Source organism: Caballeronia catudaia (genome assembly GCF_001544755.2).
GTDB lineage: Bacteria > Pseudomonadota > Gammaproteobacteria > Burkholderiales > Burkholderiaceae > Caballeronia > Caballeronia catudaia.
This window is the reverse complement of the sequence record NZ_FCOF02000028.1, coordinates 37565-63511: the sequence shown is the minus strand read 5'-3', so window position 1 is coordinate 63511 and position 25947 is coordinate 37565. Positions and strand designations below refer to the sequence as shown.

The following is a 25947-nucleotide window of genomic DNA, read 5'->3' as shown; positions in this document are numbered from 1 at the left end:
TCAGAAGTTGGTGTCGGCGGCGCCCTTCAGTTGCAGCATCTCGCGCGCTTCGGCGGGCGTGGCGATATCGAGCGAAAGTCCTTCGACCACCTGACGAATCTTGCGCACCTGCGCCGCGCTCGATTCGGCGAGCTTGCCGGGCTCGATCCATAGCGAATCCTCCAGACCCACACGCACGTTCGATCCCTGCGCGACGCCGATCGAACCGAGCGGAATCTGATTGCGGCCCGCGCCGAGGATCGACCACACATAGTCGTGGCCGAAAAGCCGGTCGGCGGTGCGCTTCATATGCGCGAGATCTTCGGGATGCGGCCCGATGCCGCCGAGCAGACCAAAGACGCTCTGCACGAAGAACGGCGGTTTCGCGAGTCCGCGATCGACGAAGTGCGCGAGGTTATACAGATGCGAAATGTCGTAGCACTCGTACTCGAAGCGCGTGCCGTTCGCGCCGCACGATGTCAGGATGTATTCGATATCCGCAAACGTGTTCTTGAACACGAGATCGCGGCTGTTCTCCAGATGCTTACGCTCCCAGTCGTACTTGAGTTCCTTGAAGCGCTCCAGCATCGGATAGAGACCGAAGTTCATCGAGCCCATGTTCAGCGACGCCACTTCCGGCCTGAACCGATGCGCGGGCTTCAAACGTTCGGCCACCGTCATGTGCGGGCTGCCGCCGGTCGTGATGTTGATCACCGCATCCGTTTCCGCCTTGATGCGCGGCAGAAATTGCTCGAACACGGCGGGATCCTGCGTCGGGTGACCATCGTTCGGATCGCGCGCATGCAGATGCAGAATCGCGGCGCCTTCCTGCGCGGCCGCGAGCGCGGCGTCGCCGATCTGCTGCGGCGTGAGAGGAAGATGCGGCGACATCGAAGGCGTGTGGATCGCGCCCGTCGGCGCACATGTGATGATGACCTTGCGTTTCGTTGCCATGTGATCCTCGTTGTTTTAAAGGACTTCCACGTTGCCGCAGACGGAGATCGCCTGTCCCGAGATGCCGCTGCCCGCGGGCGAGCACAGAAAGAGCGCGGTGGCCGCGACTTCCTCGGGCGTGGTCATGCGGCGCAGGGAAATCTTCGCGAGATACTGCTTCTCCATCTCTTCATAAGAGAGATCGAGTTGCTTCGCGCGCGCGGCGATCACGCGCTCGATGCGCGGCCCTTTCACGATGCCCGGCTGAATCGCATTGACGCGGATGTTGGACGGCCCCAGCTCGATCGCGAGACTCTTGGTCATGCCGACGACCGCCCATTTCGTCGCGGCATACGGCGTGCGAAACGCATAACCGAGCCGTCCCGCCACCGACGACAGCGCGATGATCGTTCCGCCGCCATGCGCGTCGCGCAGCAGCGGCACCGCGCGGCGCGCGAAGTAGAACTGCGCGTTCAGATTGACGTCGACGGTTTGCTCCCACTCGTTCGCGTCGAGTTCGTCGATGCCGCCGGTCGGGCCCGCGATGCCCGCGTTATTCACGAGCACATCGAGTCCGCCGAGCTCGCGCTGCACGTCGGCGAATACGCGCTCGACCGCGTCCTTGTCCGAAACATCCGCGAGCGTGGACGTAATCGCGTTGCACTCCGCGCTCGCTTCTGCCTGCGCCAATGCATCGATGGTTTCGGGGCTCGAATCGCAGACGTGCACGCGCGCGCCTGCATCGACGAACGCGCGCGCGATCACGAGCCCGATGCCCGATGCGCCGCCCGTCACGAGCACGCGCAAGCCCGCGTGCGGTTTCAGCATCTGAAGAACCGTCATGCCTTGTCTCCTTTCTTTTTAGTCGTGTTCAGGCGCTCGCTTCGTTGCCTGATTCGCCGCTTTGCAAACGCTGTTGCAGATCGGCGGCCGCATCGCCGATGTCCTCCTCGATGCCGGCGCGCGCGCCTTCGCCGTCGCCGCGCCAGAGCGCTTCGACGATATGCCGATGCGCCGCCATCGATCGGCGCATGTGCGGAATATCGGGTGCCACGAGATTCAGGAACGGGCCGATGCGCATCCAGAGGTTCTGAATCGTCGCGAGCGTGAGATCGCTCGCACCGTGCGCGTAAATGGCAATGTGGAACTCGAAGTTGCTGCGCAGATACGAGGGCGCGTCGCCGGCTTCGACATGGGCGTCCATCGTGTCGAAGATGCGCTGCAGCGCGTCGAGATGCGCGCGCGTCATGCGCGACGCCGCGCGCTTCGCGACTGCGCCTTCGAGCGCGATGCGCACGTCGCGCAATTCGTCGAGCAACTCGAGCGTCATCGGCGGGACCATCAACGCGCGGCCGGGTCCGTCGATCAACGCGCCTTCCGCTTGCAGACGCGTGAGCGCGGCGCGCACGGGCATGGTCGAAGAGCCGACGGCTTCCGCCACGCTGCGCAGGCTGAGCAACTGTCCAGGTGCGAAGCGGCCCGTCATGATGGCTTGCCTGAGCTGCGCATAGACGCGGCCGGCCATGGTTTCGCGTGCAACTAATTCGAGCGCGGGGAGATCCGTCGTCGAGCGTGTCGCCACTTCGCCTCCGTTCTTTCGTTCGGCTGCTGCGATGCTGTCGTTTGATGTGACCTGTGATCACAAAGCGATGGATGAAGTTTCGGCCGCGTGAGCGTGTGAGTCAACCTCGGATTGCTAGGTGAAAACGCGGAGAACGCGGACAACGCGCAAGACGCGTTATGCGAACCGGCCCTGCACCGCTCTCTGAATCTCCGCGAATGGGACCGGCTTCACGAAATGATGATCGAAGCCCGCATCCTTCGAGCGCTGCCGGTCATGCGCCTGACCGTATCCCGTCACCGCGATCAGCAACGCATCCGCCGTCGCGGGGCGCGCGCGCATTTTGGCCGCCAGCCGATAACCGTCCATCCCCGGCAAGCCGATATCGAGCAGCACGATCTGCGGCAAGAAGATATCGGAGAGCGCGAGCGCTTCGGTCGCGTCGTGCGCGGTGCGCACGTCGAAGCCGTCGGCTTCGAGCAAAAGCGCCATCGCGGTGGCCGCGTCCACGCTGTCATCGACGAGCAGCACGCGCTTGCCGCTCGCCACGTTCGCGAGCGTTTCCCCGACGCCTTGCGCGGCCACTTGCGCATCTTTCGCGAGCGGCAGCCACACGGTGAACTCGCTGCCCGTTTGCGGCCCCGCCGAAAACGCCTCGATGCGCCCGCCCTGCAATTCGACCAGCGTCTTCGCGAGCGGCAAGCCGATGCCGAGCCCGCCTTCGGACCGTTCGAGCGAGGTTTCCGACTGCACGAAGAGATCGAAGATATGCGGCAGCATGTCCGGCGCGATGCCGATGCCCTTGTCGCGCACGACGATGCGCGCTTCATCGCCGAACTGCTCGGTCTCGATTGCGATCTCGCCCTCTTCGAGGCTGTACTTCGACGCATTCGACAAGAGATTGCCGAACACCTGCGCGAGCCGCACATTGTCGCCGACGATATAGAGCGGCGCGTCCGCCAGCTTCACCGACAACGCATGACGCTTTCGTTCGAGCGCGGGCTGGACGGTCTCGATGGCCGCCGCGATCGCCGCCGCGAGATCCACCGTTTCCTCACGCAACGTGATCTTGCCCTGCGTGATGCGCGCAACGTCGAGCAGATCGTCGACGAGGCGGCTCAGATGCCGCACCTGTCTATCGATGATCGCGCGCACCGTCGTGAAATGCTGCGCCGACGGCTCGCGATCGGGATCGAGCAGATCGACCGCGTTGCGAATCGGCGCGAGCGGGTTGCGCAGCTCGTGCGCGAGCATCGCGAGGAACTCGTCCTTGCGGCGGTCGGCTTCGCGCAGCAACAGCTCGGCGGCCTTGCGCTCGGAGATGTCGTTGACGATGCCCGCGACGCGATCCGGCCGCGCCGGACGACCCGCCGCGCCGCGCACCATGAACGCGCGCTCCGCCACCCAGCGCGGCCCGCCATGTGCTCGCACGATGCGATATTCCACCTGATACGGTGTGCCGTTCGCGAGCAATTGCCGATACGCATCGGCGACATGATCGCGGTCGAGCGGCAGAATGTCGCCGGACCAGTGATCCGGTCCCGGCACGGGCGCGGGCGCGCCGCCGCCCGTATCGAAGAGATGCCTGTAAGCCGGGCTCACATAGAGCAGTTCGTTGGATGCGGGATCGAGCATCCAGAAAACGTCGTCGATATTCTCGGCGAGCTGGCGAAAGCGCTCTTCGCTTTCACGCAGTGCGTTTTCCGCGAGCCGCACGCGCAACAGCGCGCGCACGTGCGCGATCAGTTCGGCCGGCTCGACGGGCTCGGTCAGATAGCTGTCCGCGCCGCCTTCGAGACCGCGAATGCGATCGAGGCTATGCACCGCCGCCGCCGATGTCTGCAGCACGAGCGTGCCCGCCGTCTCCGGCGACGCCTTGATCTGCCTGCACACTTCAAGCCCGTTGATGTCGGGCAGCTTCACGTCGAGCAGCACGAGATCGGGTGCCTGGGCGCGCACGCGTTCGAGCGCGGCGGTGCCCGTCGCCGCTTCGATCACGTTGAAGCCCGCGCGCGACAGGATGCGCGTTTTCGCATAGCGCGCGCCGTCGTTGTCATCGACGTTGAGGATCAGCACCTCGTTCCAGTCGCTTCTCATGATGGTCATCCCTTGCCCGTCACCGCATCCAGCACGCCCGCCAACGCACCGCCGCCCGCTGGCTTCTGGATGAACGCGGTCGCGCCCAGCGCTTGCGCTTCGGTGCGATCTTCGGCCTCGCCGAGCACGACGACCGGAATGCTGCGCGTGGCCGCCTGCGCGCGCAAAGCGGCCAGCCAGATCCACGCTTCCGATGGCGCGGGCCGCACCGCGAGCAGCAACGCGACGGGCTGCGTGCGCGCGAGCAGGCGGCCGGCTTCGTCGAGCGTCGCGGCGCTTATCGCACGATACGGCGAATCGCGCAGGGCCGCTTCGCAGTCGAGCCGCTCGATCGGATTGCTCGCGACGATCAGCACCGCGGGCCGCGTATCGCTCGCTGCGTGATGCGCCGCATCGAAATCGGCGCCGTAGAACGCGGGAATCGTCGCGCTGAAAACCGAGCCTCGCCCGAGCGCGCTCGTGAGCGATACATCGCCGCCGAGCAGCTTGCAGAGCTTGCGGCACAGCGGCAAACCGAGACCCGTGCCCTTCACGTACTGCTGCAAGCGATTCTCGACTTGCCCGAACTCTTCGAACACGACCTGCTGATGCTCCGGCGCAATGCCGATGCCTGTATCGCTGACGGAAAACGTGATGAGCCGGCGCGCGTCGTCGTAACTCGCACTCACGCGCACGTCGCCGCGCTCCGTGAACTTGAGCGCGTTCGACACGAAGTTGCGCACCACCTGCGCGACCTTCGCTTCGTCGGTGCGGATGGGCGGCAGGCCTTCGCACGAATCGAACACGAGCTCCACCGCGCCGCCCGGCGACAGCGGCCGCAACATGCCCCGCAGCGCCGAAAACAAGGTATCGACTTCGAATTCGGTGGCCCGCACTTCGATCTTGCCCGCTTCGATCTTCGCGAGATCGAGCAGATCGTCGACCGTTTCCGACAAGTCTTCCGCCGCCTTGCGGATGAAGCGCACCTGCTTTTCCTGCTCTTCCGTGAGATCGCCGTCGATGCGTTCGAGCAGCAGCTTCGAGAGCGCGCGGATCGACGAGAGCGGCGTGCGGAACTCGTGACTCATGTTCGACAGGAAGCGCGATTTGGATTCGTCCGCGCGGCGCAGATGATCGGCCCGCGCGTCGAGCTCCGCATACAGCGCGACGACGCCGCGATTCGTGTCTTCCAGCTCGCGCGTCAGGCGCGTCAGTTCTTCCTGACGCTCGCGCAGATCCGCGAGCGCGGCGATCAGCTCGCGATTCTGGCGTTGCAGCTCCGCGGCGGTGTCATTGCCCGACTGACGCGAAAGCACGTCGACGACCGCTTGCACGTCGCACGGCGCGTTATCGGGCAATGCCTTCGCGAGCGAGATCGATGTGTCGCCATCGGCTTCGTCGGCGATCGCGCACTGGTCCATCAATCGCTGCGCCGCGAGCAGGCCGAGCGCCGCTTGCGCGTCGTTGCCGTCGTTGCGCATGGCGCGCAGCCGTTCGCCCGCGCCCTTGCCGGCCATGAAACGCACGACGAAGCGCGGCGGATGCGTGGAGTCATCGACGAAAAAATCGGCGCGCGCTTCGCTTCCTGCGATCAGCACCGTGCGCGCCGCCTCGAGCACGGACGTGGCGATGCGCGTCTGGTCCTGCGGCGAAAAGCCGAGCGCCGCGCTCGCGTCGCGCGCCTTCACGCGGGCCGCCACGATATCGCGCTCGCCGTCGATCCGCATCGCGTAGAGCGCCCGCATCATCATCATGCGCTCCCGGTCGTGCGCGCGACGAACACGGTGATGTCGTCGCGTCCGCGCGCGAAATCGCGATACAAAATCGCCGCGACGAGCGAGGGATGGCGCATCGCGAGCCCCGGATAGCGCGCGAGATCCCAGCGCGACGTGAGCCCGTCCGACGCGAGCACGACGAGCGCGTTCGGCGGATACGGCGCGTCGAACTGCTGCGCGCGCCGCGCCGAATGCCCGACGATGCCGCTGTGCGACACCAGATGCTTGTGCGTGCCTTCGGTCCACACGCTCGCCGAGATATTGCCGATGCCCGCGAACGACACCTTCATGCCCGCCATCGACGCGAACGCCGGCATGCGCGCGATGCCGACCGCCGCGCCGCGCGTCGGCCGCAGCGCATCGTTGGCGGCGTCCATGATGCGCTCGAGCGTCTGATCGCCGTTCGCCGCCAGCACCTTCGCGGCTTCGATCGCGGCGACATTCGCGAGCGGGCCGTGGCCGAGACCATCGGCGACCAGCACGGTGAATTCGCCCTGATTCAGGTGGCACGACCAGGCGTCGCCGCTGACGATTTCGGTGGCGAGCGGCAAATTCACGACGCCATAGGCGAGCGGCGCGGCAGCCGCCTTCACCGCGCCCGGCGCATTCCAGAACACGACGCGCAGCACCGTGCCGCGTTCCGGCGCGCTCCAGATATCGAGCTCGTCCGACAGACGTTCGATCGCGCCCATGCCGTTGCCGGGACTGCCTGCGGTCGTGTAGCCGTCCTCGAAGCAGCGATGCAGATCGTGAATGCCAGGGCCGTTGTCGATGCACAGCACTTCGATGCCGTAGCGAAGGGACGCGCCGTCACCATCGACGAGCGGCCGCACCAGCAGTTCGCCGTGCCGCGCATGCTTGAGCAGATTCGTGCCGCACTCCGTCACGACGATCGCGAGTTCACCCGCGGTCGTTTCGTTGAAACGGAGCCCGCGCGCAAGCTCGCCGATCGATCGCCGCGCATGAGCGATCTGGCTCGCATCGGCGATTTCGTAGCGCTGCTGCGCGGCCATTGATTCCTTCAAAACGGTTTCCATTTGGTGATCGAAACGTGTGTGCCTTCGCCTGGCGCCGAGCGGATATCGAACTCGTCGCACAGGCGCTTCGCGCCGCCGAGGCCGAGGCCGAGGCCGCTGCCCGACGTGAAGCCATCGGAAAGCGCGCGCTGAATATCCGGAATGCCTGGACCGTTGTCGACGAATTCGAGTTTCAGGCCGCGGCGGCCGTTACGCTCGACGAGCGTGCAATGCACGTCGCCGCCGCCGCCATAGATGAGTGTGTTGCGCGCGAGCTCGCTCGCCGCCGTCACGAACTTGGTCTGGTCGATGAGAGACAGCCCTTGCGCGACCGCCTTCTCGCGCACGAACTGACGCAGCCGCACGATCTGCTCGTCGGAGCGGACCGGCAGCGTATCGGGCGGCGACGATGAGCTCGGCGTGGCTGTGGAATTGAAGGTCGTCATGGAGTCGTTCGCATGCGGCCGTCAGACCGTTCCGCCCCTCGCGAGCAGTGCCATGCCCTTTTCCACGTTGAGCGCGGTGCGCACGCCCGTGAGCGCGAGCCCGAGCTCGACGAGCGTGATCGCAACCGATGGCTGCATGCCGACAACGACCGTCTCGGCATCGAGCACGCGCGCCATCGCGGCGGTGTTGCCGATCATGCGCCCGATGAACGAATCGACCACATCGAGCGAGGAAATGTCGATCAGCACGCCGCGAGCGCCGTCCTTCACGATACGGTTCGTCAGATCGTCCTGCAGCGCGAGCGCGAGCCGGTCGTGCATGTCGACCTGAATGGTGACGAGCAACAGCTTGCCCATCGTGAGAATCGGAATGCGTTCCATCGCTTGAGGCCCCGTTCAGTCGCGTTTCGTTCGATGCGTGCTTCGAATGGCGAGATGCGGCGTCATTCGGGTTGCAGCGGATCGAATGCGTCGCCCTGACGGCCCGCGCGCGATGCGTCGTGCGCGAGCGCCCCCGTCACCGACTTGCCCGTGCGCTGCAGCGCGACGACGAAAGCCGCCGCGAGCGTCGCCTTGGTCGTGACGTTCGACAGGTTCACGCCGAGATGCACGATGGTCTGCGCGATCTGCGGACGAATGCCGCTGATGATGCAGTCCGCGCCCATCAGCCGCGCCGCCGCGACCGTCTTGAGCAGATGCTGCGCGACGAGCGTGTCGACGGTCGGCACACCGGTGATGTCGATGATCGAAATGGCCGCGCCCGTCTCGACGATCTTCTGCAACAGGTTCTCCATCACCACTTGCGTGCGCGCGGAATCGAGCGTGCCGATCAAAGGCAGCGCGAGAATGCCGTCCCACAGTTGCACGACGGGCGTCGAGAGTTCGAGCAACTCCTGTTGCTGACGCACGATGACCTGCTCCCGGCTCGCCTGAAACACTTCGGTCGTAAAAAGGCCGAGTTCGTCGAAGAGCGTGCTGATCGTCCACGTGAGATCGGCGAGCGTCGCGGAATCGTTGCCGACTGCTTCGCGCAGGCGCGTGAAGAGCGGCTGCTTCAACGAAAACACGAACAACGCCGTTTCGACCGGCGTAAAGCCCTGACGCGCGCGCTGCCCGGACATTTCCGCGAGAAACGAGCGCACTTCCTGCCACGCGGGCGCTTTGAAATCGATGCGCTCGGACGCGCCGAAGGCCGTCGTCAGAAGCGCGATGAACTGCGTGAACTGGTTGCGCAGTTCCGCTTCGCCGACGAGCCCACGCCGCGATGCAATGGCATGCTGCTGCGCGAACCACTCCGCGAGCAGTTGCTCCTGATTGTTGTTGAACAATTGAGCAAGCCGCGTTCCGCCGACCATTTCCATGCCGAATCCCCGTCCGATAGATGTTTTTCGGGCTGCGCGCCCGACATAGCTTTTGTTGCGTTGCCGCGATCACAATCGAAATTAAGCGACGCAAGGCGCTCGGAATGTAGCACGCCATCCCAAAATTCGACAGTCCGGAACGCCTTGTAGCGCGAGCGATTTCGCTTTGCATGATGAGACGCACAGGCGAGTCGGCAATTGCTGCCGGGCGCGGCTCATCGCGCGAAAGAAGCCCGGTCAAATCTCCTGACGCTCGTGCGCTTTTCTACCGCGAAAGTAGAAAGAGTTCGAGCGCCTGGAGGCTGATCGGTTTGAGCAGATAGCCATCGAAGCTGGTTTCGCCGCTGTCCGCGACGAAATCGGTATGTCCTGTCATCGCGATGATGCGCGCCCGGCTGCTCGGTCCGCGCGCGCGGATCGCGGTGCAGATTTCGCGGCCGTCGGCGTCGGGAAGCGTGATGTCGAGAAAGATGCTGTCGAATTGCTCGCTCGATGTGAGCGCGAGGCAGCCTGCGCCGTCGTGCGCGACGGCTGCGGTATGACCCAGTCCGCTTGCGATGTCGACGAGAGTCTCGATGCAGGCGTGATTGTCGTCGACGAAAAGCAGGTTCATCGTGAGTGACTCCCTTTCGACGCTGGTATGAGTGACGCGCGTCGGACAGTGTAGTGCATCGCCGGTGACGCTCGCGCTTTCATTCCGCCAGCGGCGAGGCTTTGTCCGCGTTGCCCTGGGTTGCATGCGATGCCGTGTATAGCAGCGCGAATATTTTTTCGGCGGGCACGCGATGCAATACTCGGATGACTGAATCATTCGACCGCTGGAGCGCACATGGCTGAAACGATCCACCCCGTCGACGAAGTGCTGCCCGTGGGTCAGATGCTCGCGGTCGGCATTCAGCACGTCCTCGTGATGTACGCGGGCGCGATCGCGGTGCCGCTCATCATCGGCGCTGCGTTGAAGCTGCCGAAGGATCAGATCGCGTTTCTGATCAGTTCGGATCTCTTTGCATGCGGGCTCGTGACGCTGGTGCAATGCATCGGCGTGTGGAAATTCGGCATACGGTTGCCGGTCATCATGGGCGTGAGTTTCGCGCCGGTCGGACCGATGGTCGCGATGGCTTCGTCCGGCGCCGGCCTGACGGCGATCTTCGGCGCGACGATCGCGGCGGGCGTGTTTGCGATTCTGATCGCGCCGTTCTTTGGGCGGCTGATGCGATTTTTTCCGCCGATCGTGACGGGCACGATCATTCTGACGATCGGCATGACGCTATTCCCGGTGGCGATCAACTGGGCGGGCGGCGGGCGTGGCGCGGCGAATTTCGGCGAGCCGAGGAATCTTATGATTGCGGCAATCGTGCTGCTTGCGATTCTGCTCATCAATAAGTATTTGAAAGGCTTTATCGCGAACATTTCCGTTTTGCTTGGCATGGCGATTGGATTTGTTATTGCGTTGCCGCTCGGGTTCGTCGACTTTTCTGGCATTGGACGAGCGGCGTGGTTTGCGCCGGTGCGGCCGTTTGCCTTCGGCATGCCTACGTTCGATGTCGCGGCCATTGCATCGCTGTGTCTGGTGATGGTGGTCATCATGGTGGAATCGCTCGGCATGTTTCTCGCGCTCGGCGATCTCGCGATGCGGCCCGTTTCGCGAGTCGATGCGACGCGCGGCTTGCGCACCGATGGTCTCGGCACGGTGATCGGCGGCATCTTCAATACGTTTCCGCATTCGTCGTTTTCGCAGAATATCGGGCTCGTGGGGATTACCGGCGTGAAGAGCCGGTGGGTCGTGGCGGTGTCGGGTGTGGTTTTGATTCTGCTGGGGCTGTTGCCGAAGCTATCGAATTTGATCGCTTCGATACCGGTTGTCGTGCTGGGCGGCGCGGGGATTGCGATGTTTGGCATGGTCGCGGCGACTGGGGTGAAGATCCTGAGCAAGGTGGATTTCGATAGCAAGAATAACTTGCTTGTCGTTGCGATCAGTTTGGGAGTGGGGGTGATTCCGCTTGCTGCGCCGACGTTCTTTGCGCATATGCCGGAGTGGATGGGGCCGCTTACGCATAGCGGGATTACGCTTGCTGCGGTGTTTGCTATCTTGCTTAATGCGATGTTTAATCGCGGGAGGGATTCTGAGGAGGTTGTGAGGGAAATTGCTTCGGATATACCGATGAGGTTGCATGGCGATGCGGATACGCGGGAGTGATGGTTTTGTTTTTTGGTTGATCCCGGAATCGTGTCGGTCTATTTGCTCTGCCCCTGTGCGGGGCAACGCTAATAAACCGACATGAATACGGGATCCGGCGAAAACGAAAACGAAAACAAAAACAAAAACAAAAACAAACCCACTACCATGTAACGAACCGCCAAACTCGCCTAAAAAGAAACCGATGCTCGAAGCCCTCTGGATCCTGCTGACAGCCATAGCTCTGACCTACGCCATAGCCCTGGCGGGTCTATATTGGCTACAGGGAAGATTGGTTTACCCGCTGGAGCAGATAGCGGCCCTCAAGAACGCCGAGTTAGAGCAACAAACCGAAGCCATCAGCATAAAAACCGAAGACAACCTGACCCTGACAGTCCGCTACAAGGCGCCGCCAGGCAAAACGACCCCCACAATAATCCTCTTCCACGGCAACGGCGAAGATCTGACCCAACGCGGCCACATCGCGCTCGAGATGATCGAAGCCGGCTACGGCGTCCTCCTCGCCGAATACCGCGGCTACGGCGGCAACCCCGGCAAGCCTCACGAAGCCGGCCTCTATGCCGATGCCCGCGCCGCCTACGCCTACGCGTCGGCACATTCGAAACACATCGTGCTGCACGGCTATTCACTCGGCTCAGGTGTCGCCGTCCAACTCGCGCGCGAAGCGAAAATCGACGCGCTGATACTCGAAAGCCCATTCACCAGCATCGTCGACGTAGCGGCGAAGCGCTTCTGGCTCTTTCCCGTACGGCTTCTCGCGCGCGACCGCTATGCGAGTCTTTCTAAAATCGCATCCATCGACTCACGGATCCTGATCTACGGTGGAACGAAAGACGCCGTGATCCCGCCCGAACACTTTCAGCGCCTCTTCGATGCCGCGCGCGGCGACAAGCGTCTCGCGCTCATCGAAGATGCCGATCATCTCGACGTCTGGTCGATGGGCGGCCGCGATCACGTCATGCAATTTCTCGCATCACTCGAATCCACACGCCACGCGATGCAAGCCTAAGCGTCCGCCGTCTTCTTGCGCGCACGTCCGGACTTGAGCGTGATCCACGTCGGCGCATGATCGCTCGCATGCGGCTCGCCGCGCACCCATTTGTCGACGCCCGCAGTCTCCAGCTTCTTCGCCAGATTCTTGCTGAGCAGAATGTGATCGATACGCAAGCCCGAATTCGTCTGCCAGTGATTGCGAAAGTAATCCCAGAACGTGTAGATGCGCTCATCGGGAAACATCTTGCGCAACGCATCCGTCCAGCCCTGCGCGAGCAGGTCCGCGTAGGCCGCGCGGCTCTCGGGCTGCAACAGCGCATCCTTGAGCCATGAGCGCGTGTTGTAGATGTCCTCGTCGGTGGGCACGACGTTGTAATCGCCCGCGAGCACCACGGGATGACCGCTATCGAACAACGCCTTCGCATGCGCGTTGAAGCGCTCGAACCAGGCAAGCTTGTAATCGAACTTCGGGCCGGGCTGCGGATTGCCGTTCGGAAGATACAGACAACCGATGACCATGCCACCCACCGCCGCTTCGATATAACGGCTATGCGTATCGTCCTCGAAACCGGGCAGCCCGCGGCGGCTGAGCACCGGATCGGCGCCCTTCGCGAGAATCGCCACGCCATTCCAGGATTGCTGTCCGTGCCATAACGCGCCATAGCCCGCGTTGGCGATCGCAGCGGCGGGAAACTGCGCGTCCGTCGCTTTCAATTCCTGCAGGCAGACGATATCGGGCGATTCGCGCTCGAGCCATTTCAACAAGGCGTCGAGCCGCGGACGGATGCCGTTGATGTTGAAGGTCGCGATTTTCACTCGGCGTCTCTCCATCGGTGGATCGGAATCGATCGTACACGTGTCGCAGATTGCGTGCCGCATCAAGTGCGAGCGCGCGGGCCGAAAATCTGCGACAGTCACGCAGAATCGACCACGACCCACATTCATGTCCGAAGACTCCGTTCACTGGCAACGCAATCTCTACGTATGCGTATTCGGCTCGTTCACGACCATCATGGCGATGACGCTGCTCCTCCCCTTCCTGCTGATGTTCGCGGGCGCCGCGTTCAATGCGTGGGTCTTTCTGCGAAAGAACCGCGCCCGCGAGATCGGCACTTGATGCTCAACGCTTAATGCTCGACGCTCAGCGCTTCTCGCTGTCGAGGTGCGCCATCTGCACGGCTTCGTAGCGATCGCCCGACGCCGCGCCCTTCGGCACCGCCGCTTCGATCGCGGCGAGTTCGTCGTTCGTGAGCGTGACGTCGAGCGCGCCGAGCGATTCCGTCAAACGCTCGCGACGACGCGCGCCGATGACCGGCACGATGTCCGCGCCCTGCGCGAGCACCCACGCGATCGCGATCTGCGCGACGCTGACGCGCTTCGCATCGGCGATCTCGCGCAGTGCATCGACGAGCGCGAGATTGCGCTCGACATTGCCTTGCTGAAAGCGCGGACTGTTCGCGCGCCAGTCGCCCGACTGCGCGGCGTCGCGGCTCCAGTGCCCGCTGATCAAGCCGCGCGACAGCACGCCATACGCCGTGATACTGATGCCGAGCTCCCGGCACGCCGGCAGGATCGCATCCTCGATGCCGCGCGAGATCAGCGAATACTCGATCTGCAAGTCGCACACGGGATGCACGGCGGCGGCCTTGCGCAGCGTCTCTGCACCCACTTCCGACAGCCCGACATGACGCACATAGCCCGCGTCGATCATGTCGGCGATCGCGCCGACGGTGTCCTCGATCGGCACGTTCGCATCGAGCCGGGCGGGACGATAGATGTCGATGTGATCGACGCCGAGCCGCTGCAGCGTGTACGCCAAAGCGTTCTTCACGGCGACAGGCCGGCCATCGAACGCGATGAAATTGCCCGCCGGATCGCGCATGCCGCCGAACTTCACGCTGAGAATCGCCGCATCGCGGCGCGACGGCGGCGCGCTTCGCAAGGCCTCGCCGATCAGCATTTCGTTGTGGCCCATGCCGTAGAAGTCGCCGGTATCGAGCAGCGTGACGCCCGCTTCGAGCGCGGCGTGAATCGTCGCAATGCTTTCCGCGCGATCCGACGGCCCGTACATGCCCGACATGCCCATGCATCCGAGCCCGATGGCGGCCGATTGCGGTCCGGTCTTGCCGAGCTTGCGTTGTTCCATGTTGGTTCTCTCCTGAAGGACTTGCGCCGCGCATACCGGCGATGGAGAGCATTATGTGAGCAAAAACCCCGTGCGATAATCCGCCTCAATGCGAATGGGCTGTGCGCCGAGGCGAACAATGAGCGAACCGGATCTGTCGGATCTCCACGCGTTTCTGGCCGTCGCGCGCTCGCGCGGCTTCAGGCAGGCGGCGCTGTTGCGCGGCGTGTCGGCGTCGTCGTTGAGCGAGGCGATACGCAGGCTCGAAACACGTCTGGGGGTGCGGCTCCTGAATCGCACGACACGCAGCGTGACGCCGACCGAAGCGGGCGCGCGCCTGATCGAGCGCCTCGCGCCCGCGTTCGCGGAAATCGCCGGCGCGCTCGATGCCGTCAACGGCTTTCGCGACAGCCCGACCGGCACGCTGCGACTGAACGTGCCGACCATCGTCTCCCGCGAAGTACTGCCGTCCATCGTCGCGCGCTTTCTCGCGGCGCATCCGGGCATCACGCTGGAGCTGAGCGCGAGCGATAACTTCATCGACGTGCTCGCGGCCGGTTTCGATGCGGGCATCCGCTACGACGAACGCATCGAACGCGACATGATCGCGGTTCCCATCGGGCCGCGCACGCAACGCTTCGTCGCAGTAGCAGCGCCTGCCTATCTCGACGCGCACGGCGAGCCGAAGCATCCGCGCGATCTGGTTAATCACGCGTGCATCGGCCATCGCTTCGAAAGCGGCGTGCTGGCGGTGTGGGAATTCATGCGCGGCAAGGACGTGATCCGCATCGTGCCGCAAGGGCCGCTCGTCACGTCGTCGATCGAGGTGAGCCGCGCGTGCGCCATCGCCGGCCTGGGCCTTGCCTATACGTTCGATGAGTTCGTGCGCGAAGCCATCGACAGCGGCGCGCTCGTGCCGGTGCTCAAACCGTGGTGGCAGAGCTTCACCGGACCGCGTCTTTATTATCCGAGCCGCGCGCACGTGCCGGGGCCGTTGCGCGCGTTCATCGACTTCATTCGCGCCGAAGCCTGATCGACGGGACTCATTGCTGCACGCCCCAGCGGCGCACGGTCACGCGCTCGACGGTATCGAACACGAGATGCTCGACCGCGAGCCCGATCACGATCACCGCGGCCAGCCCCGCGAACACGCGATCCGTATAGAGCTCGTTGCGGTTCTGGAAGATGTACCAGCCGAGACCACCCTTGCCCGAACTCGCGCCGAACACGAGTTCCGCCGCGATCAGCGTGCGCCACGCGAACGCCCAGCCCACGCGCAGTCCCGCGAGTATCGAAGGCAACGCGGCGGGCACGAGAATCAGCATGACGTGACGCATGCCGTTCAGCCCGTAATTGCGGCCCGTCATGCGCAAGGTCGATGGCACCGCCTGAAATCCCGCATACGTGTTGAGCGCAAGCGGCCACAACACCGAATGCACGAGCACGAAGAGCAGACTGCCCGTGCCGAGACCGAACCACAGCAACGCGAGCGGCAACAGCGCGATGGACGGCAGCGGATTGAACATCGCCGTGAGCATCGAGAGAATGTCGCGTCCGATGCGCGTCGAAACCGCAAGCGATGTCAGCGCGAACGCGAGCGCCGCGCCGAGCGCATAGCCGCGCAAGAGCACCGACATCGAAATGCCGATCTTTTCGATGAGTTCGCCCGACGCGATGCCCTGCACGAACGCAACGAAGGTCGCGCTGAAAGTCGGCAGCAGCAGATCGTTGTCGACGGCGCGCGCGGCGATTTCCCACAGCGCGATCAGCACGAGCGCGATCATCGTCTTGCGCAGCCACGCGCGGTCCGCAAGACGCTTTGCAAGCGGCAGCGGCGCGTCGTGTTCGATGCCAACGGGCGCCGCGGGCGTGACTTCATATTCGGGCCGCACGGGCGGCGCGATCAGATGCGGCGTGCTCACAGCGCGGCCTCCTCTTCAAACAGCAATCGATGAATGCGCGCGACGCTTTGCTGAAACTCGCCGCGACCCAGGCTTTCCTGCGTGTATTGATGACTGTTCAATTCGGCGCGCACGCGTCCCGGATGCGGCGTCAACAGCAAAATGCGATTGCCGACGATGAGCGCTTCCTCGATCGAATGCGTGACGAACAACAGCGTGAAGCGCTCGTCGCTCCATAGCCGCAAAAGCTCTTCCTGCATGCGGCGGCGCGTGAGCGCATCGAGCGCGGCAAAGGGCTCGTCCATCAGCAGCACGCGTGGCTGCATCGCGAGCGCGCGGGCTATGGCGACGCGTTGCTTCATGCCGCCGGAAAGCGTGTGCGGATAGGCATCGGCGAATTTGGCGAGGCCGACCTTGTCGAGATAATGCAGCGCGCGCTCGCGCGCTTCCGCACGGCCGAGCTTGCGCGCCGCGCGCAGCGGAAAGGCCACGTTCTGCACGACGGTCTTCCACGGCGGCAGTTGATCGAACTCCTGGAACACGACGATGCGGTCCGCGCCCGGCCCGCGCACACGTTCGCCGCCGATCTCGATGCTGCCCGCAACTGGCTCGATGAAACCGGCGACAGCTTTCAGCAGAGTGGACTTTCCGCAGCCCGAAGGCCCGAGCAGCACGAAGCGGTCGGCGCCATAGACATCGAAGCTGACATCGTGCGTCGCGCGCACGAGCCGCTCCGGCGTGCGGTATTCGAGCGTGACGTTCTTTGCGGTGAGCAGCCTGCCGCTGATGGAAGCGTCGGCATCGGCTTCCCTTGAGTAGAGCGCTTGAGGATTGGCGGCCATGTTCGATGTGCTGGATTGCAAACGCTCACGATAACGGCGCAAACGCGCGAGCCGAACCAATCATTGCGCATATTCAATCCGTTATCGTCGATAAGCACGTATCAACTGCCTTCCTTCGTCGCGGGATCGCTGAAGAAGTAGTCCTGCCACGACTTCGGCTCGTTCCTGATCGCGCCCACGCGATGCATGAACTGCGCGAGCGCGAACGTGTTCTGCGGCGCGACCTTGAATTGCACCGATGGGTCCTTGATAACTTTGATAAGCAGATCGCGATCTATCTTCGCGTTGTTCACGCGCAAATAGATATCGGCGGCCTGTTCGGGATGTTGCGTGATATAGCGCGCGGCATCGGCGAGACCGGCGACGAACGCGCGATACGTCTTCGGGTTCTCGTTGCGGAATTTCTCGGTGGCGTAGAGCACGGTCGCGGAACTGGGGCCGCCGAGCACTTCGTATGAATTGAGCACGATATGCGCCTTCGGATTGCCCGCGAGTTCCTGCTGCTGGAACGGCGGATTGCCGAAATGCGCGTTGATTTCCGTGCCGCCCGCGATGACCGCTGCTGTCGCATCCGGATGCGGCACCGCTTGCGTGAGCTTGTCGAGACGATCGAATTGCTTGTCGCCCCATTGCTTCGCCGCCGCGTATTGCAGGATGCGCGACTGCACGGAGACGCCGACGGCGGGCACCGCGATGCGATCCTTATCGCTGAAATCGGCGATGGTCTTCACGCGCGGATCGTTCGACACGAGGTAATACGGAAAATTGCCGAGCGACGCGACGCCCTTCACGTTCTGCCGTCCGTGCGTGCGATCCCAGATCGTCAGCAAGGGACCGACGCCCGCCGCCGCGATATCGACCGAGCCTGAAAGCAGCGCATCGTTGACGCTCGAACCGCCCGAAAGCTTGGCCCAGTCGACCTTGATATCGAGCCCTTCCTTCTTGCCTTCCTGCTCGATGAACTTCTGATCGCGCGCCACGTTCAGCAACAAATACACGACGCCGAATTGCTCGGCGATGCGCAGCGTGCCTTCGGCATGAACGCTTGCCGACGTGATGCCGAGCGACACCGCGAGCGCGGCGACGAGCGCGCGTGCGGCACCCTTCCCTGTTCGAGAATGCATCGAAAAAACCCCGTAAATTAAGGAATATTTTTAGAAAGGCGCGTCGCCTTCGATGGTCGTGCGATACAGCTTGCGGCGCTGATCGTCCGGCGTGCCCGCCGCGAGATGCATGACCGAGCGGTTGTCCCAGAACACCATATCGCGCTCACGCCATTCATGGCGATAGACGAACGCAGGCTGCGTGCTGTGCGCGAACAGTTCCGCGAGCAAGGCGCGGCTTTCGTCTTCGGGCAAGCCGATCACGCGCGTCGTGAAATGCTCGCTCACGAAGAGCGCGCGGCGTTTCGTTTCGGGATGCGTGCGCACGATCGGATGCGTCACCGGCTTCACTTGCGCGATCTGCTCGGCCGAAAGATTCGGCCGCCACGGGCTGCGCTTTTGCAGCTCCGCGTACTTGGCGAGATACGTATGCTCGGCGACGCGCCCTTCAACGGCCTCTTTCAGATGCGCGGGCAACGTGTCCCACGCGAGATGCTGATTCGCAAACAGCGTGTCGCCGCCGATGGCGGGTAATTCCTGCGCGTGCAACATCGATCCGAGACTCGGCTTGTCCTTGTACGAGAGATCGGAATGCCAGAAATGGCCTGCATCGCCGAGGCCGATCGGCTTGCCGTTCTCGACGATATTCGACACGATCAGCACTTCCGAATGCCCCGCGAGCCCGAACTGTTGCAGCACGTGAATCTGCAACGGACCGAAGCGCTTGCTGAACGCGACCTGCTGGTCCGGCGTGATGTGCTGATCGCGAAACACGAGCACGTGATGATCCAGATGCGCGCGATGAATGCGCGTGAAATCGGCTTGCGAAAGCGGCTTCGAGAGATCGAGCCCGATAACTTCTGCACCGAGCGGCGCATCGAACCTGCGGATTTCGATGGGTTGATCGGCAGCGTCTTCGGTAGCGCGCTCGGAATGGGATGCGGTCAGAATCGTCACGTTCGAACTTATAGCAATCGATTACTTCGGGGAAGCGATCAATCTAACGCGCGGCGATTCGGGCTGCAACGAAGCATCTGCGATTTCTTTATGCGCCCACGAAATAAGGCGCGCGCTTCATTCGCCCGCTTCATTCACCCGCGATATCGAATGGCAATTCGACCTGCACCGGTTCGATGAACCCGCTCTCGTCGCGCCCGGCCAGCGCGCTGACTCGCACGCCGAGCAATCTGATCCTGCGATCGAGCACGATGCGCTTCAGGCATTCGGTCGCGGCGCGGCGAATCTCGGCCGGATCGGCCGTCGCGACGGGAATCGTCAGATCGCGCGTCACGGTGCGGAAGTCGTCGAAACGCAGCTTGATGCCCACCGTGCGCCCGACATAGCCTTTGCGCTGCAAGTCCTCGGCGACGCGCGTGCACAGTCCGGTGAATTCCGCCGAGAGCGTCGCGCGATCGTGCTTCGGATGAAAGTCGCGCTCGAAGGTCGTCTCGCGGCTCATCGACTTCGGTGTCGAGCTGACGACGACGGGCCGCTCGTCCTGTCCCTGCGCGATACGCGCGAGCCATGCCGCATACGTATGGCCGAAGTGCGTCTGGAGCAGACCGGGATCGGCGGCGGCGATATCGCCCACGGTCACGATGCCGAGCGCCGCGAGCTTCTCGCTCGCCTTCGGTCCGATGCCGTTGACCTTGCGCGCGGCGAGCGGCCAGATGCGTATCGGCAGGTCGTTCATCGTGAGGATGGTGAGACCGTCGGGCTTGTCGAGCTCGGAACCGATCTTCGCGAGCAGCTTGTTCGGTGCGATGCAGATCGAGCAGGTCAGCCCGGTCGCGTCGCGCACGGCGTCCTTCATGCTTCGGCCGATCTCCGCGGACGTGCCGGCCAGATCGCTCACATCGATATAAATCTCGTCGATGCCGCGATTTTCGATTTGCGTCGTGAAGCCAGCGACGGCCGCCTTGAAAAGCCGCGAGTAATGGCGATAAGACTCGAAATCGGTTGGCAGAAGGACTGCGTCGGGCGCGAGCTGCGCGGCTTTCATCATGCCCATCGCGGAGAACACGCCGAATTTGCGCGCCTCGTAGGTGGAGGTGGTCACGACGCCGCGGCCCGCGTAATCACGCAAGCGTTTGAAGCGGCGCGTGCCATCGGGGAGCGTTTCCGGCGTGGCGCTGCGGCCGCCGCCGACCACGACCGGCATGCCGCGCAACTCGGGATAGCGCAGCAGTTCGACGGACGCGAAGAACGCATCCATGTCGAGATGCGCGATGCGGCGCGGGGCGAGTGCGGGAGACGGCGCGTCCATCGGGCGATTAAAACGCCGCGGCGCGACGCGATGCGCGCAATGCAAAACGGACAGGGACGAACGCGCGGAACATGCGGTGGCGATTCACGGCGCCCGCTGCGCGGCGCCGTCGTGGAAAGAAAATGGCTTACTGTACATCCATACAGGTCTTCGCGCTAGCGCCTTTCCTCGCGCGCGATAGCCGGTTCATTCCGGCGTGCGCTTTTCCGCGAGCGCGCGGCGGCAATCGTCGAAAACCTGCCGCACGACATCCGATTGATAGTTGAGGTCTTCGCTGTCGAGGATTTCTTCGACGGCGGCGCGCGCCCAGTCCGCTTCGAGCATCGCGCAATGCTGCGTGGCGATGTCCCGCGCGATGGCGGCGAGCTTCGCAACCGTGAGCCAGTCCGCGTGCCGCTGATGCCGGTCCAGCCATTTATGCGCGGCCTGCACGTGAAACGAGGGCGCGGGCCAGTCGCCATTCAGGTAATACGCGCCGAGACTGCCGCACGTGAGCCAGCAGAGTAACTCGACGCGGTCGCGGGCACTGAGGGTACGAGACACATCGTTCATGGCGGCCTTCACGAAGACGATCGACGAATGCGGATTACGCACAGCGTTCCGTATGAAATCCCTATAAAACAAAGATAGCACGGGATGGTGCGGCGCGGCAGTGCCTTTCACGCGGCCCAATCCGCTGCACGGTGCGCTGGCGAACGCTTCGTCATGGCGATCGTAAAGCCCTTCATGCGCCGCTCTCATTCAGCGCTAATTCGCGCGGCATAACCTGCATTCGTCGGCCTCACACGCAGGCCATTCAATGACAGGAGCACATCATGTTCGAACGCTTTTCGAAATCCGTCGGCAGCTTCTTCTCGATGCACGATGCCCACGACGACTATCTCGCATCGTCGAGCGATCTCGCCGATCTCGAACGCCGCATGCGTCAAGTCGAAACGGAGGATCACGACTACAGCATGCGTTTTTGCGGCTCGGTCGGCCGCCACTACGATGCCCAATGACCCGGCCTGCCGTGCGATGTGCGCTACTTGGTTTCCTCACGGCCCGTTTGTCCGAGCATCACGGTCCAGCCGAGTCCGCGCACATTGCGAATCACGCCCGCGCCGAATTTCTTGCGCACCGAATGGATGAGCACGTCCACCGCGTTGCTCTCCACTTCCTTGCCCCAACCGTAGAGCCGGTCTTCCAGCTGATCGCGCGAGAAGATGGTGCCGGGACGTTCGAGCAGCGCGTGCATCAGCGCAAATTCGCGCGCGGACAGCACACCGGAATTCTCGCCGCACGTGAGCGTGCGTTGGTCGAGATTGAGGCTGATGGAATCGTCGCCGAGACGCGAGACCGCGTAGCCCGCCTTGCGCCGCAGCACCGCGCGAATGCGCGCGAGCAGTTCGGGCATGTCGAAGGGCTTGAGCAGGTAATCGTCCGCGCCGAGATCGAGGCCTTGCACGCGCGTGTCGAGATCGTCGCGGGCGGTGAGGATCAGCACCGGCGTCGCGTTGCCCGCCGTCCGCGCCTGCCGCAATAGCTCGATGCCCGTCATGCCCGGCAGGCCGAGGTCGAGCAGCACCACGGTGTATTCGGCGGCGTCGAGCGCCTCGCGGCCCGCATTGCCGTCGCGCACCCAGTCGACGGCGTAGTCGGCATCTTTGAGCGCACGCATGAGGCTGGTGCCGATCTGCACATCGTCTTCGATCAGAAGAATTCGCATGTTCCCACCCCGCTCCCGCGAGAATGGCGCGCGCCACGCGCCCGGAAAGCGGCACGAAGGAATCGACGCACGACCGGTCGCTTTATTTCATTCTTGACCGGCGATATCCACTTCGCGCCACGCAGCGAATGCATTGTAATCGGCGCAAATCCGCGCGCAAATAGCTAGGTTTCATGCGCAATCGGTCACGGCTGCGGCGCTTTCCGTCACGTCCTCGACCGGAAAGCCGATCGAAGCGACGATGCCCGAGCGTCCGTCGTTGCGATTCGCCAGCGTGACGTCACCGCCATAGCGCGCGGCGATCGCCTTCACGATCGACAGGCCGAGCCCGCTGCCTTCCACGTCCGGGTTCGCGCGGAAAAAGCGGTCGAACACGCGCGGCAGCAGCGCTTCGTCGATGCCCGGCCCCGTGTCGACGACATCGATCCAGACCATTTCGCCATCGCGCCGCATGCGCAGGTCGATGGTGCCGCCATCGGGCGTATAACGCACCGCGTTCGACACGAGATTCTTCACCGCCATGCCGATGTCCGTCTCGACCGCGCGCACATGGGCATTCACCATCTCCTCCGCGCCGATATCGAGGCCGCGCGAAATCGCGATCGGCAGCACGTCGGAGACCGCGTTCGTCACGACCGCGGAGAGATCGACGCGCGAAAGCGGCGTGCCATTCATGGGCGCATCGGCGCGTGCGAGCCGCAACAGTTGCGTGATGAGACCGCCCGCGCGCGCGATGCCCTTGCGCAATTCCTGAAAGCGTTCCTGGTTGCCGGGATAGATGTGCGGCGCGAGATTGTCGGCCTGAAGCTGAAGCGCGGTGAGCGGCGTGCGCAGTTCGTGCGCTGCGTCGGCGATGAACTTGCGCTCCTTCTCGATCGAGTCCGCGAGCCGCTCGATCATCGTATTGATCGAATGAATGAAGGGCTTGATCTCCGTGGGCACGCCGACCGTCGGCAGCGGCTGGAGATGACCCATGTCGATGCATTGCACCTCCTTGCCGAGCTGGTTCAACTGGCTCAGCGAACGGCGCACGACGAACGCTACCGCGACCCACACGAGCGGCAGCAGCACGGCGATCGGCCAGAGCGTCACGGCGGCGGTTTCGGTGGTGAGCTCGCGGCGCACGGACGAGCGCTGGGCGACCTGGATCGTCATGGTCGGCTCCTGTCGCGTGAAAAGACGCCATTGCTCGTCGTTGACTTCGACGCCGGAGAAGCCCGGCTGCGCGTCGCGCGGAAAATGCAGCGAAGGATCGGTCGTGCGGAACGGCAGCGCTTCGCCCGGCTTCCACACCACCGCGACGACATCGCCCTCATCCTGGGTTCCGCGCGCCGGATTTTTCGGGAGGCTCTCGGCGAGGCCATCGCGCAGACGCGCGGCCACCTGTACCAGACGCATGTCGAGCAGCGCGCTCATGCCGGTCTTGCTCAGTTGATATGAACTCACGCCCTGCACGACGCCGATGATGCTCACAAGCAGACCCAGCGCGACGACCAGTTGATTCTTCAGTGATTTGAGCATGCGAGTCTGCCGCCTCGAAGCGGACACGGGCGAACCGGAAGGCAAACCATTTTCCCGTTCGATTTTAGGCGACATTCCCATGGATTTCGTTCTGAAAGACGACATATGAGTGACAGTTCGTCCGTCCATTGCGGCGAAAAAGGGCGAAGACCGGATCGTCGGGCGTTGAAGTAAGCGCGCCATCCGTCCACGAAAAGCAGCGTAGCCGCGGAGAATTACCAATAAATGAGGAAGCAGGCGCGAGCGGCCACCGGCGCGTCGGGATAACATTGCATTCGGCGCCCATTTAATTGACGGCCTCGCGCGGGCTGCAAGGAATTCGCAAGCCTCGCGTCGCCGCCGCATTCCCACCTATCGCGAATTGCCTGCTCGCGCGCATGCCGGATTTGCGCCGGGCGATACGTCATTCGAAACCGCATGTCACAGACCAAGAAAACCGCCCGTCCTCTCGTCATTGGCGCAGTCATGGCCTCGATGGCGATGGTCGCGATCGAAGCCACCATCGTCTCTACCGCAATGCCGCAAATCGCGACGCAACTCGGCGGCCTCAATCTCTATAGCTGGGTGTTCTCGTCGTTCCTGCTCACGCAGACCGCGCTGACCGTCGTGTTCGGCAAGCTCGCGGATCTGTATGGCCGCAAGCCCGCGATTCTCGTCGGCATCGCGATCTTTCTCGTCGGCTCGATCCTCGCGGGCTTTGCGTGGTCGATGCCCGCGATGATCGTGTTCCGGCTGCTTCAGGGCGTCGGCGCGGGTGCGATCCTGCCGGTCGCGCTGACGGTCGTCGGCGATCTTTATCCGGCGCGCGAGCGCGGCAAGGTGCAGGGTTATCTGGCGAGCGTATGGGCCGTGTCCGCCGTGCTCGGGCCGATGGTCGGCGGCCTGCTGATCCGCGAGCTGTCGTGGGCGTGGATCTTCTGGATCAACGTGCCGATCGGCATTCTGGCCGCGCTGCTCTTCGCGCTCTTTCTGCATGAGGAAAAGCGCCACGACCGCCCCGCGGTCGATCTCGCGGGCGCGTTCTTCTTCACCACTGCCGTCGCCGCGCTGATGATGGCGCTCACCGATGCCGGTCACGCGAGCAACGCGCGCGTCGCCACGGAGATCGTGGCGCTCGTGCTCGCCATCGTGTGTTTCGTGGTGCAGGAGCGCCGCGCCGCCGATCCGATGATCTCGTTCAGGCTGTGGTCGCATCGGCCGATCGCGGCGAGCAACGTCGCGACCCTGCTCGCCGGCATGGCGATGATGGGTCTCACCACCTTCCTGCCGATGTACGTGCAGGGCGTGATGCATCGCACGCCCGTCGAAGCCGGCCTCGCGCTCACGATGATGATGATCGGCTGGCCGAGCGGCGCCACGTTCACGTCGCGCTCATTCCATCGCATCGGCTTGCGGCGTCTGCTGATGATCGGCCCGGTGTTCATCCCGCTGGGCGCGCTGCCGTTCGTGCTGCTCGGCCCGCAATCGAGCCCGGTGTGGGCGGGCGTCGGCTCCGCGGTGCTCGGTTTCGGCATGGGCATCACGAGCGTGTCGTGCCTGATCCTGATCCAGGAGATCGTGCAGCCGATCGAGCGCGGCAGCGCGACGGCGTCGAACCTGTTCTCGCGCAATCTCGGCAATACGCTCGGCGCGGCGGTGTTCGGCGCGGTGCAGAACTACGGCCTCACGCACACGGACGGCCTGCCGCCCGTGCATGCGGATCAGCTCAAGCAATTGCTGTCGGCCGTGCCGGGCGACTTCTCGAACAATCACGAGATTCGCCTCGTGCTGCATCACTCGCTGCACATGACCTTCACGGCGATGTTCGTCATCGCGCTCGGCACCGTCGTCTCGATGATGTTCATGCCGAAGATCGACATTGGCCGCGCGCGGGAAAGCGTCGAAAAAACCGGTGCCGGCGATGCGAAAGCCGCTGCGAAAAACGCCGCGAACCAGGCGTTCCACTGACATCCGCGCGATGCTCTCATGGCGTATCCCGATGCGTGGATCTATCAATTCGACGAAAACGGCATCGCGCGCATCGCGTATTAAGACACCGAGCACTTCAAGGTGACGCGCGCGTTTCTTGCGAACCCCGAACGCATGTTGCGCGCGCTTTTCGACAACGAACGCTGAACGCGTCCCGCCGATATCGCCGGCGGGAC

General features: G+C 63.6%; 26 protein-coding genes and 1 pseudogene. 7 read left to right on the top strand and 20 right to left on the bottom strand.

What is annotated here, in order from left to right; translation table 11 throughout:
• The 10 genes from AWB75_RS24925 to AWB75_RS24880 form a co-directional block, all read right to left on the bottom strand.
• The gene (locus AWB75_RS24925) at positions 1–933 is read right to left on the bottom strand and encodes a BKACE family enzyme (RefSeq protein ID WP_061126710.1); all 933 of its coding nucleotides are present in this window, start codon (positions 931–933) and stop codon (positions 1–3) included.
• A gap of 15 nt (positions 934–948) precedes the next feature.
• Positions 949–1755: an SDR family oxidoreductase gene (locus AWB75_RS24920; protein WP_061126709.1), complete on the bottom strand. Its 807-nt coding sequence runs from the start codon at positions 1753–1755 to the stop codon at positions 949–951.
• A 28-nt stretch (positions 1756–1783) separates the two neighbouring features.
• Positions 1784–2437: a GntR family transcriptional regulator gene (locus tag AWB75_RS24915; protein WP_061126725.1), complete on the bottom strand. Its 654-nt coding sequence runs from the start codon at positions 2435–2437 to the stop codon at positions 1784–1786.
• 213 nt (positions 2438–2650) lie between these two features.
• On the bottom strand, positions 2651–4570 hold the full coding sequence (locus tag AWB75_RS24910) for a hybrid sensor histidine kinase/response regulator (RefSeq protein ID WP_061126723.1): 1920 nt from the start codon (positions 4568–4570) through the stop codon (positions 2651–2653).
• A 5-nt stretch (positions 4571–4575) separates the two neighbouring features.
• Entirely contained in the window at positions 4576–6303 is a 1728-nt protein-coding gene (locus tag AWB75_RS24905) for an ATP-binding response regulator (RefSeq protein ID WP_235012219.1), read from the bottom strand.
• On the bottom strand, positions 6300–7361 hold the full coding sequence (locus AWB75_RS24900) for an ATP-binding SpoIIE family protein phosphatase (RefSeq protein WP_061126708.1): 1062 nt from the start codon (positions 7359–7361) through the stop codon (positions 6300–6302). Before AWB75_RS24900 ends, AWB75_RS24905 begins: the two co-directional genes overlap by 4 nt.
• The gene (locus AWB75_RS24895; protein WP_061126707.1) at positions 7346–7786 is read right to left on the bottom strand and encodes an anti-sigma regulatory factor; all 441 of its coding nucleotides are present in this window, start codon (positions 7784–7786) and stop codon (positions 7346–7348) included. Before AWB75_RS24895 ends, AWB75_RS24900 begins: the two co-directional genes overlap by 16 nt.
• A gap of 21 nt (positions 7787–7807) precedes the next feature.
• Positions 7808–8167 (bottom strand): STAS domain-containing protein, encoded by a 360-nt coding sequence (locus AWB75_RS24890; RefSeq protein ID WP_061126706.1) that lies wholly within the window; start codon positions 8165–8167, stop codon positions 7808–7810.
• Positions 8168–8229: 62 nt separating this feature from the next.
• Complete coding sequence (locus tag AWB75_RS24885) at positions 8230–9147, bottom strand: STAS domain-containing protein (RefSeq protein WP_061126705.1); 918 nt, start codon at positions 9145–9147, stop codon at positions 8230–8232.
• Positions 9148–9412: 265 nt separating this feature from the next.
• Entirely contained in the window at positions 9413–9760 is a 348-nt protein-coding gene (locus AWB75_RS24880) for a response regulator (protein WP_061126704.1), read from the bottom strand.
• Between the two features lie 216 nt (positions 9761–9976).
• Between AWB75_RS24880 and AWB75_RS24875 the strand changes: the two genes are divergently transcribed.
• Both AWB75_RS24875 and AWB75_RS24870 read left to right on the top strand, forming a co-directional pair.
• Positions 9977–11344 (top strand): nucleobase:cation symporter-2 family protein, encoded by a 1368-nt coding sequence (locus AWB75_RS24875; RefSeq protein WP_061126703.1) that lies wholly within the window; start codon positions 9977–9979, stop codon positions 11342–11344.
• Between the two features lie 184 nt (positions 11345–11528).
• A complete protein-coding gene (locus tag AWB75_RS24870; protein WP_061126702.1) occupies positions 11529–12353 on the top strand; it encodes an alpha/beta hydrolase in 825 nt (274 codons plus the stop codon).
• Here AWB75_RS24870 and AWB75_RS24865 read toward each other — a convergent pair.
• On the bottom strand, positions 12350–13168 hold the full coding sequence (locus AWB75_RS24865) for an exodeoxyribonuclease III (RefSeq protein ID WP_061126701.1): 819 nt from the start codon (positions 13166–13168) through the stop codon (positions 12350–12352). The two genes, AWB75_RS24870 and AWB75_RS24865, sit on opposite strands and share 4 nt — an antisense overlap.
• 112 nt (positions 13169–13280) lie before the next feature.
• Between AWB75_RS24865 and AWB75_RS37765 the strand changes: the two genes are divergently transcribed.
• The gene (locus tag AWB75_RS37765) at positions 13281–13454 is read left to right on the top strand and encodes a hypothetical protein (protein WP_159462802.1); all 174 of its coding nucleotides are present in this window, start codon (positions 13281–13283) and stop codon (positions 13452–13454) included.
• A gap of 24 nt (positions 13455–13478) precedes the next feature.
• Here AWB75_RS37765 and AWB75_RS24860 read toward each other — a convergent pair whose 3' ends face one another.
• The gene (locus AWB75_RS24860; protein WP_061126700.1) at positions 13479–14483 is read right to left on the bottom strand and encodes an aldo/keto reductase; all 1005 of its coding nucleotides are present in this window, start codon (positions 14481–14483) and stop codon (positions 13479–13481) included.
• A 118-nt stretch (positions 14484–14601) separates the two neighbouring features.
• On the opposite strand from AWB75_RS24860, the gene AWB75_RS24855 reads away from it, so the two are divergent.
• On the top strand, positions 14602–15495 hold the full coding sequence (locus tag AWB75_RS24855; RefSeq protein ID WP_061126699.1) for a LysR family transcriptional regulator: 894 nt from the start codon (positions 14602–14604) through the stop codon (positions 15493–15495).
• Positions 15496–15505: 10 nt separating this feature from the next.
• On the opposite strand, the gene AWB75_RS24850 is transcribed toward AWB75_RS24855, so the two are convergent.
• The 6 genes from AWB75_RS24850 to AWB75_RS24825 form a co-directional block, all read right to left on the bottom strand.
• Positions 15506–16384 carry an ABC transporter permease gene (locus AWB75_RS24850; RefSeq protein ID WP_061126698.1) on the bottom strand — a complete coding sequence of 293 codons (879 nt, stop codon included), beginning with the start codon at positions 16382–16384 and terminating at the stop codon, positions 15506–15508.
• Complete coding sequence (locus AWB75_RS24845; RefSeq protein WP_061126697.1) at positions 16381–17205, bottom strand: ABC transporter ATP-binding protein; 825 nt, start codon at positions 17203–17205, stop codon at positions 16381–16383. Before AWB75_RS24845 ends, AWB75_RS24850 begins: the two co-directional genes overlap by 4 nt.
• Positions 17206–17306: 101 nt before the next feature.
• A complete protein-coding gene (locus AWB75_RS24840; RefSeq protein ID WP_061126696.1) occupies positions 17307–18329 on the bottom strand; it encodes an ABC transporter substrate-binding protein in 1023 nt (340 codons plus the stop codon).
• A gap of 30 nt (positions 18330–18359) precedes the next feature.
• Positions 18360–19265, bottom strand: coding sequence for a TauD/TfdA dioxygenase family protein (locus AWB75_RS24835; RefSeq protein ID WP_061126695.1), 906 nt, complete (start codon positions 19263–19265; stop codon positions 18360–18362).
• Between the two features lie 130 nt (positions 19266–19395).
• Positions 19396–20574 carry a DNA polymerase IV gene (gene dinB, locus AWB75_RS24830; RefSeq protein WP_061126694.1) on the bottom strand — a complete coding sequence of 393 codons (1179 nt, stop codon included), beginning with the start codon at positions 20572–20574 and terminating at the stop codon, positions 19396–19398.
• A gap of 186 nt (positions 20575–20760) precedes the next feature.
• A complete protein-coding gene (locus AWB75_RS24825; RefSeq protein WP_061126722.1) occupies positions 20761–21126 on the bottom strand; it encodes a hypothetical protein in 366 nt (121 codons plus the stop codon).
• 263 nt (positions 21127–21389) lie between these two features.
• On the opposite strand from AWB75_RS24825, the gene AWB75_RS24820 reads away from it, so the two are divergent.
• Positions 21390–21575, top strand: a complete 186-nt coding sequence (locus AWB75_RS24820; protein ID WP_061126693.1) for a DUF3563 family protein — start codon at positions 21390–21392, stop codon at positions 21573–21575.
• Positions 21576–21598: 23 nt separating this feature from the next.
• Here the strand turns inward: AWB75_RS24820 and AWB75_RS24815 are convergent, their stop codons facing one another.
• Both AWB75_RS24815 and AWB75_RS24810 read right to left on the bottom strand, forming a co-directional pair.
• Positions 21599–22282 (bottom strand): response regulator transcription factor, encoded by a 684-nt coding sequence (locus AWB75_RS24815; protein ID WP_061126692.1) that lies wholly within the window; start codon positions 22280–22282, stop codon positions 21599–21601.
• A 171-nt stretch (positions 22283–22453) separates the two neighbouring features.
• Complete coding sequence (locus tag AWB75_RS24810; RefSeq protein ID WP_061126691.1) at positions 22454–23803, bottom strand: sensor histidine kinase; 1350 nt, start codon at positions 23801–23803, stop codon at positions 22454–22456.
• Between the two features lie 417 nt (positions 23804–24220).
• On the opposite strand from AWB75_RS24810, the gene AWB75_RS24805 reads away from it, so the two are divergent.
• Both AWB75_RS24805 and AWB75_RS38675 read left to right on the top strand, forming a co-directional pair.
• The gene (locus tag AWB75_RS24805) at positions 24221–25750 is read left to right on the top strand and encodes an MDR family MFS transporter (protein ID WP_061126690.1); all 1530 of its coding nucleotides are present in this window, start codon (positions 24221–24223) and stop codon (positions 25748–25750) included.
• 15 nt (positions 25751–25765) lie between these two features.
• Positions 25766–25918 (top strand): annotated as a pseudogene (locus tag AWB75_RS38675) (AAA family ATPase); the annotation flags it as partial.
• Between the last annotated feature and the right edge of the window lie 29 nt (positions 25919–25947).

Coding starts and splice junctions, on each gene's coding strand:
- AWB75_RS24820 (WP_061126693.1), top strand. CDS start 21,390: ATGTTCGAACGCTTTTCGAAATCCGTCGGCAGCTTCTTCTCGATGCAC.
- AWB75_RS24815 (WP_061126692.1), bottom strand. CDS start 22,282: ATGCGAATTCTTCTGATCGAAGACGATGTGCAGATCGGCACCAGCCTC.
- AWB75_RS37765 (WP_159462802.1), top strand. CDS start 13,281: ATGTCCGAAGACTCCGTTCACTGGCAACGCAATCTCTACGTATGCGTA.
- AWB75_RS24890 (WP_061126706.1), bottom strand. CDS start 8,167: ATGGAACGCATTCCGATTCTCACGATGGGCAAGCTGTTGCTCGTCACC.
- AWB75_RS24860 (WP_061126700.1), bottom strand. CDS start 14,483: ATGGAACAACGCAAGCTCGGCAAGACCGGACCGCAATCGGCCGCCATC.
- dinB (WP_061126694.1), bottom strand. CDS start 20,574: ATGGACGCGCCGTCTCCCGCACTCGCCCCGCGCCGCATCGCGCATCTC.
- AWB75_RS24900 (WP_061126708.1), bottom strand. CDS start 7,361: ATGGAAACCGTTTTGAAGGAATCAATGGCCGCGCAGCAGCGCTACGAA.
- AWB75_RS24805 (WP_061126690.1), top strand. CDS start 24,221: ATGTCACAGACCAAGAAAACCGCCCGTCCTCTCGTCATTGGCGCAGTC.
- AWB75_RS24880 (WP_061126704.1), bottom strand. CDS start 9,760: ATGAACCTGCTTTTCGTCGACGACAATCACGCCTGCATCGAGACTCTC.
- AWB75_RS24865 (WP_061126701.1), bottom strand. CDS start 13,168: ATGGAGAGACGCCGAGTGAAAATCGCGACCTTCAACATCAACGGCATC.
- AWB75_RS24870 (WP_061126702.1), top strand. CDS start 11,529: ATGCTCGAAGCCCTCTGGATCCTGCTGACAGCCATAGCTCTGACCTAC.
- AWB75_RS24905 (WP_235012219.1), bottom strand. CDS start 6,303: ATGATGATGATGCGGGCGCTCTACGCGATGCGGATCGACGGCGAGCGC.
- AWB75_RS24915 (WP_061126725.1), bottom strand. CDS start 2,437: ATGGCCGGCCGCGTCTATGCGCAGCTCAGGCAAGCCATCATGACGGGC.
- AWB75_RS24875 (WP_061126703.1), top strand. CDS start 9,977: ATGGCTGAAACGATCCACCCCGTCGACGAAGTGCTGCCCGTGGGTCAG.
- AWB75_RS24840 (WP_061126696.1), bottom strand. CDS start 18,329: ATGCATTCTCGAACAGGGAAGGGTGCCGCACGCGCGCTCGTCGCCGCG.
- AWB75_RS24920 (WP_061126709.1), bottom strand. CDS start 1,755: ATGACGGTTCTTCAGATGCTGAAACCGCACGCGGGCTTGCGCGTGCTC.
- AWB75_RS24810 (WP_061126691.1), bottom strand. CDS start 23,803: ATGCTCAAATCACTGAAGAATCAACTGGTCGTCGCGCTGGGTCTGCTT.
- AWB75_RS24895 (WP_061126707.1), bottom strand. CDS start 7,786: ATGACGACCTTCAATTCCACAGCCACGCCGAGCTCATCGTCGCCGCCC.
- AWB75_RS24885 (WP_061126705.1), bottom strand. CDS start 9,147: ATGGAAATGGTCGGCGGAACGCGGCTTGCTCAATTGTTCAACAACAAT.
- AWB75_RS24925 (WP_061126710.1), bottom strand. CDS start 933: ATGGCAACGAAACGCAAGGTCATCATCACATGTGCGCCGACGGGCGCG.
- AWB75_RS24845 (WP_061126697.1), bottom strand. CDS start 17,205: ATGGCCGCCAATCCTCAAGCGCTCTACTCAAGGGAAGCCGATGCCGAC.
- AWB75_RS24910 (WP_061126723.1), bottom strand. CDS start 4,570: ATGAGAAGCGACTGGAACGAGGTGCTGATCCTCAACGTCGATGACAAC.
- AWB75_RS24825 (WP_061126722.1), bottom strand. CDS start 21,126: ATGAACGATGTGTCTCGTACCCTCAGTGCCCGCGACCGCGTCGAGTTA.
- AWB75_RS24855 (WP_061126699.1), top strand. CDS start 14,602: ATGAGCGAACCGGATCTGTCGGATCTCCACGCGTTTCTGGCCGTCGCG.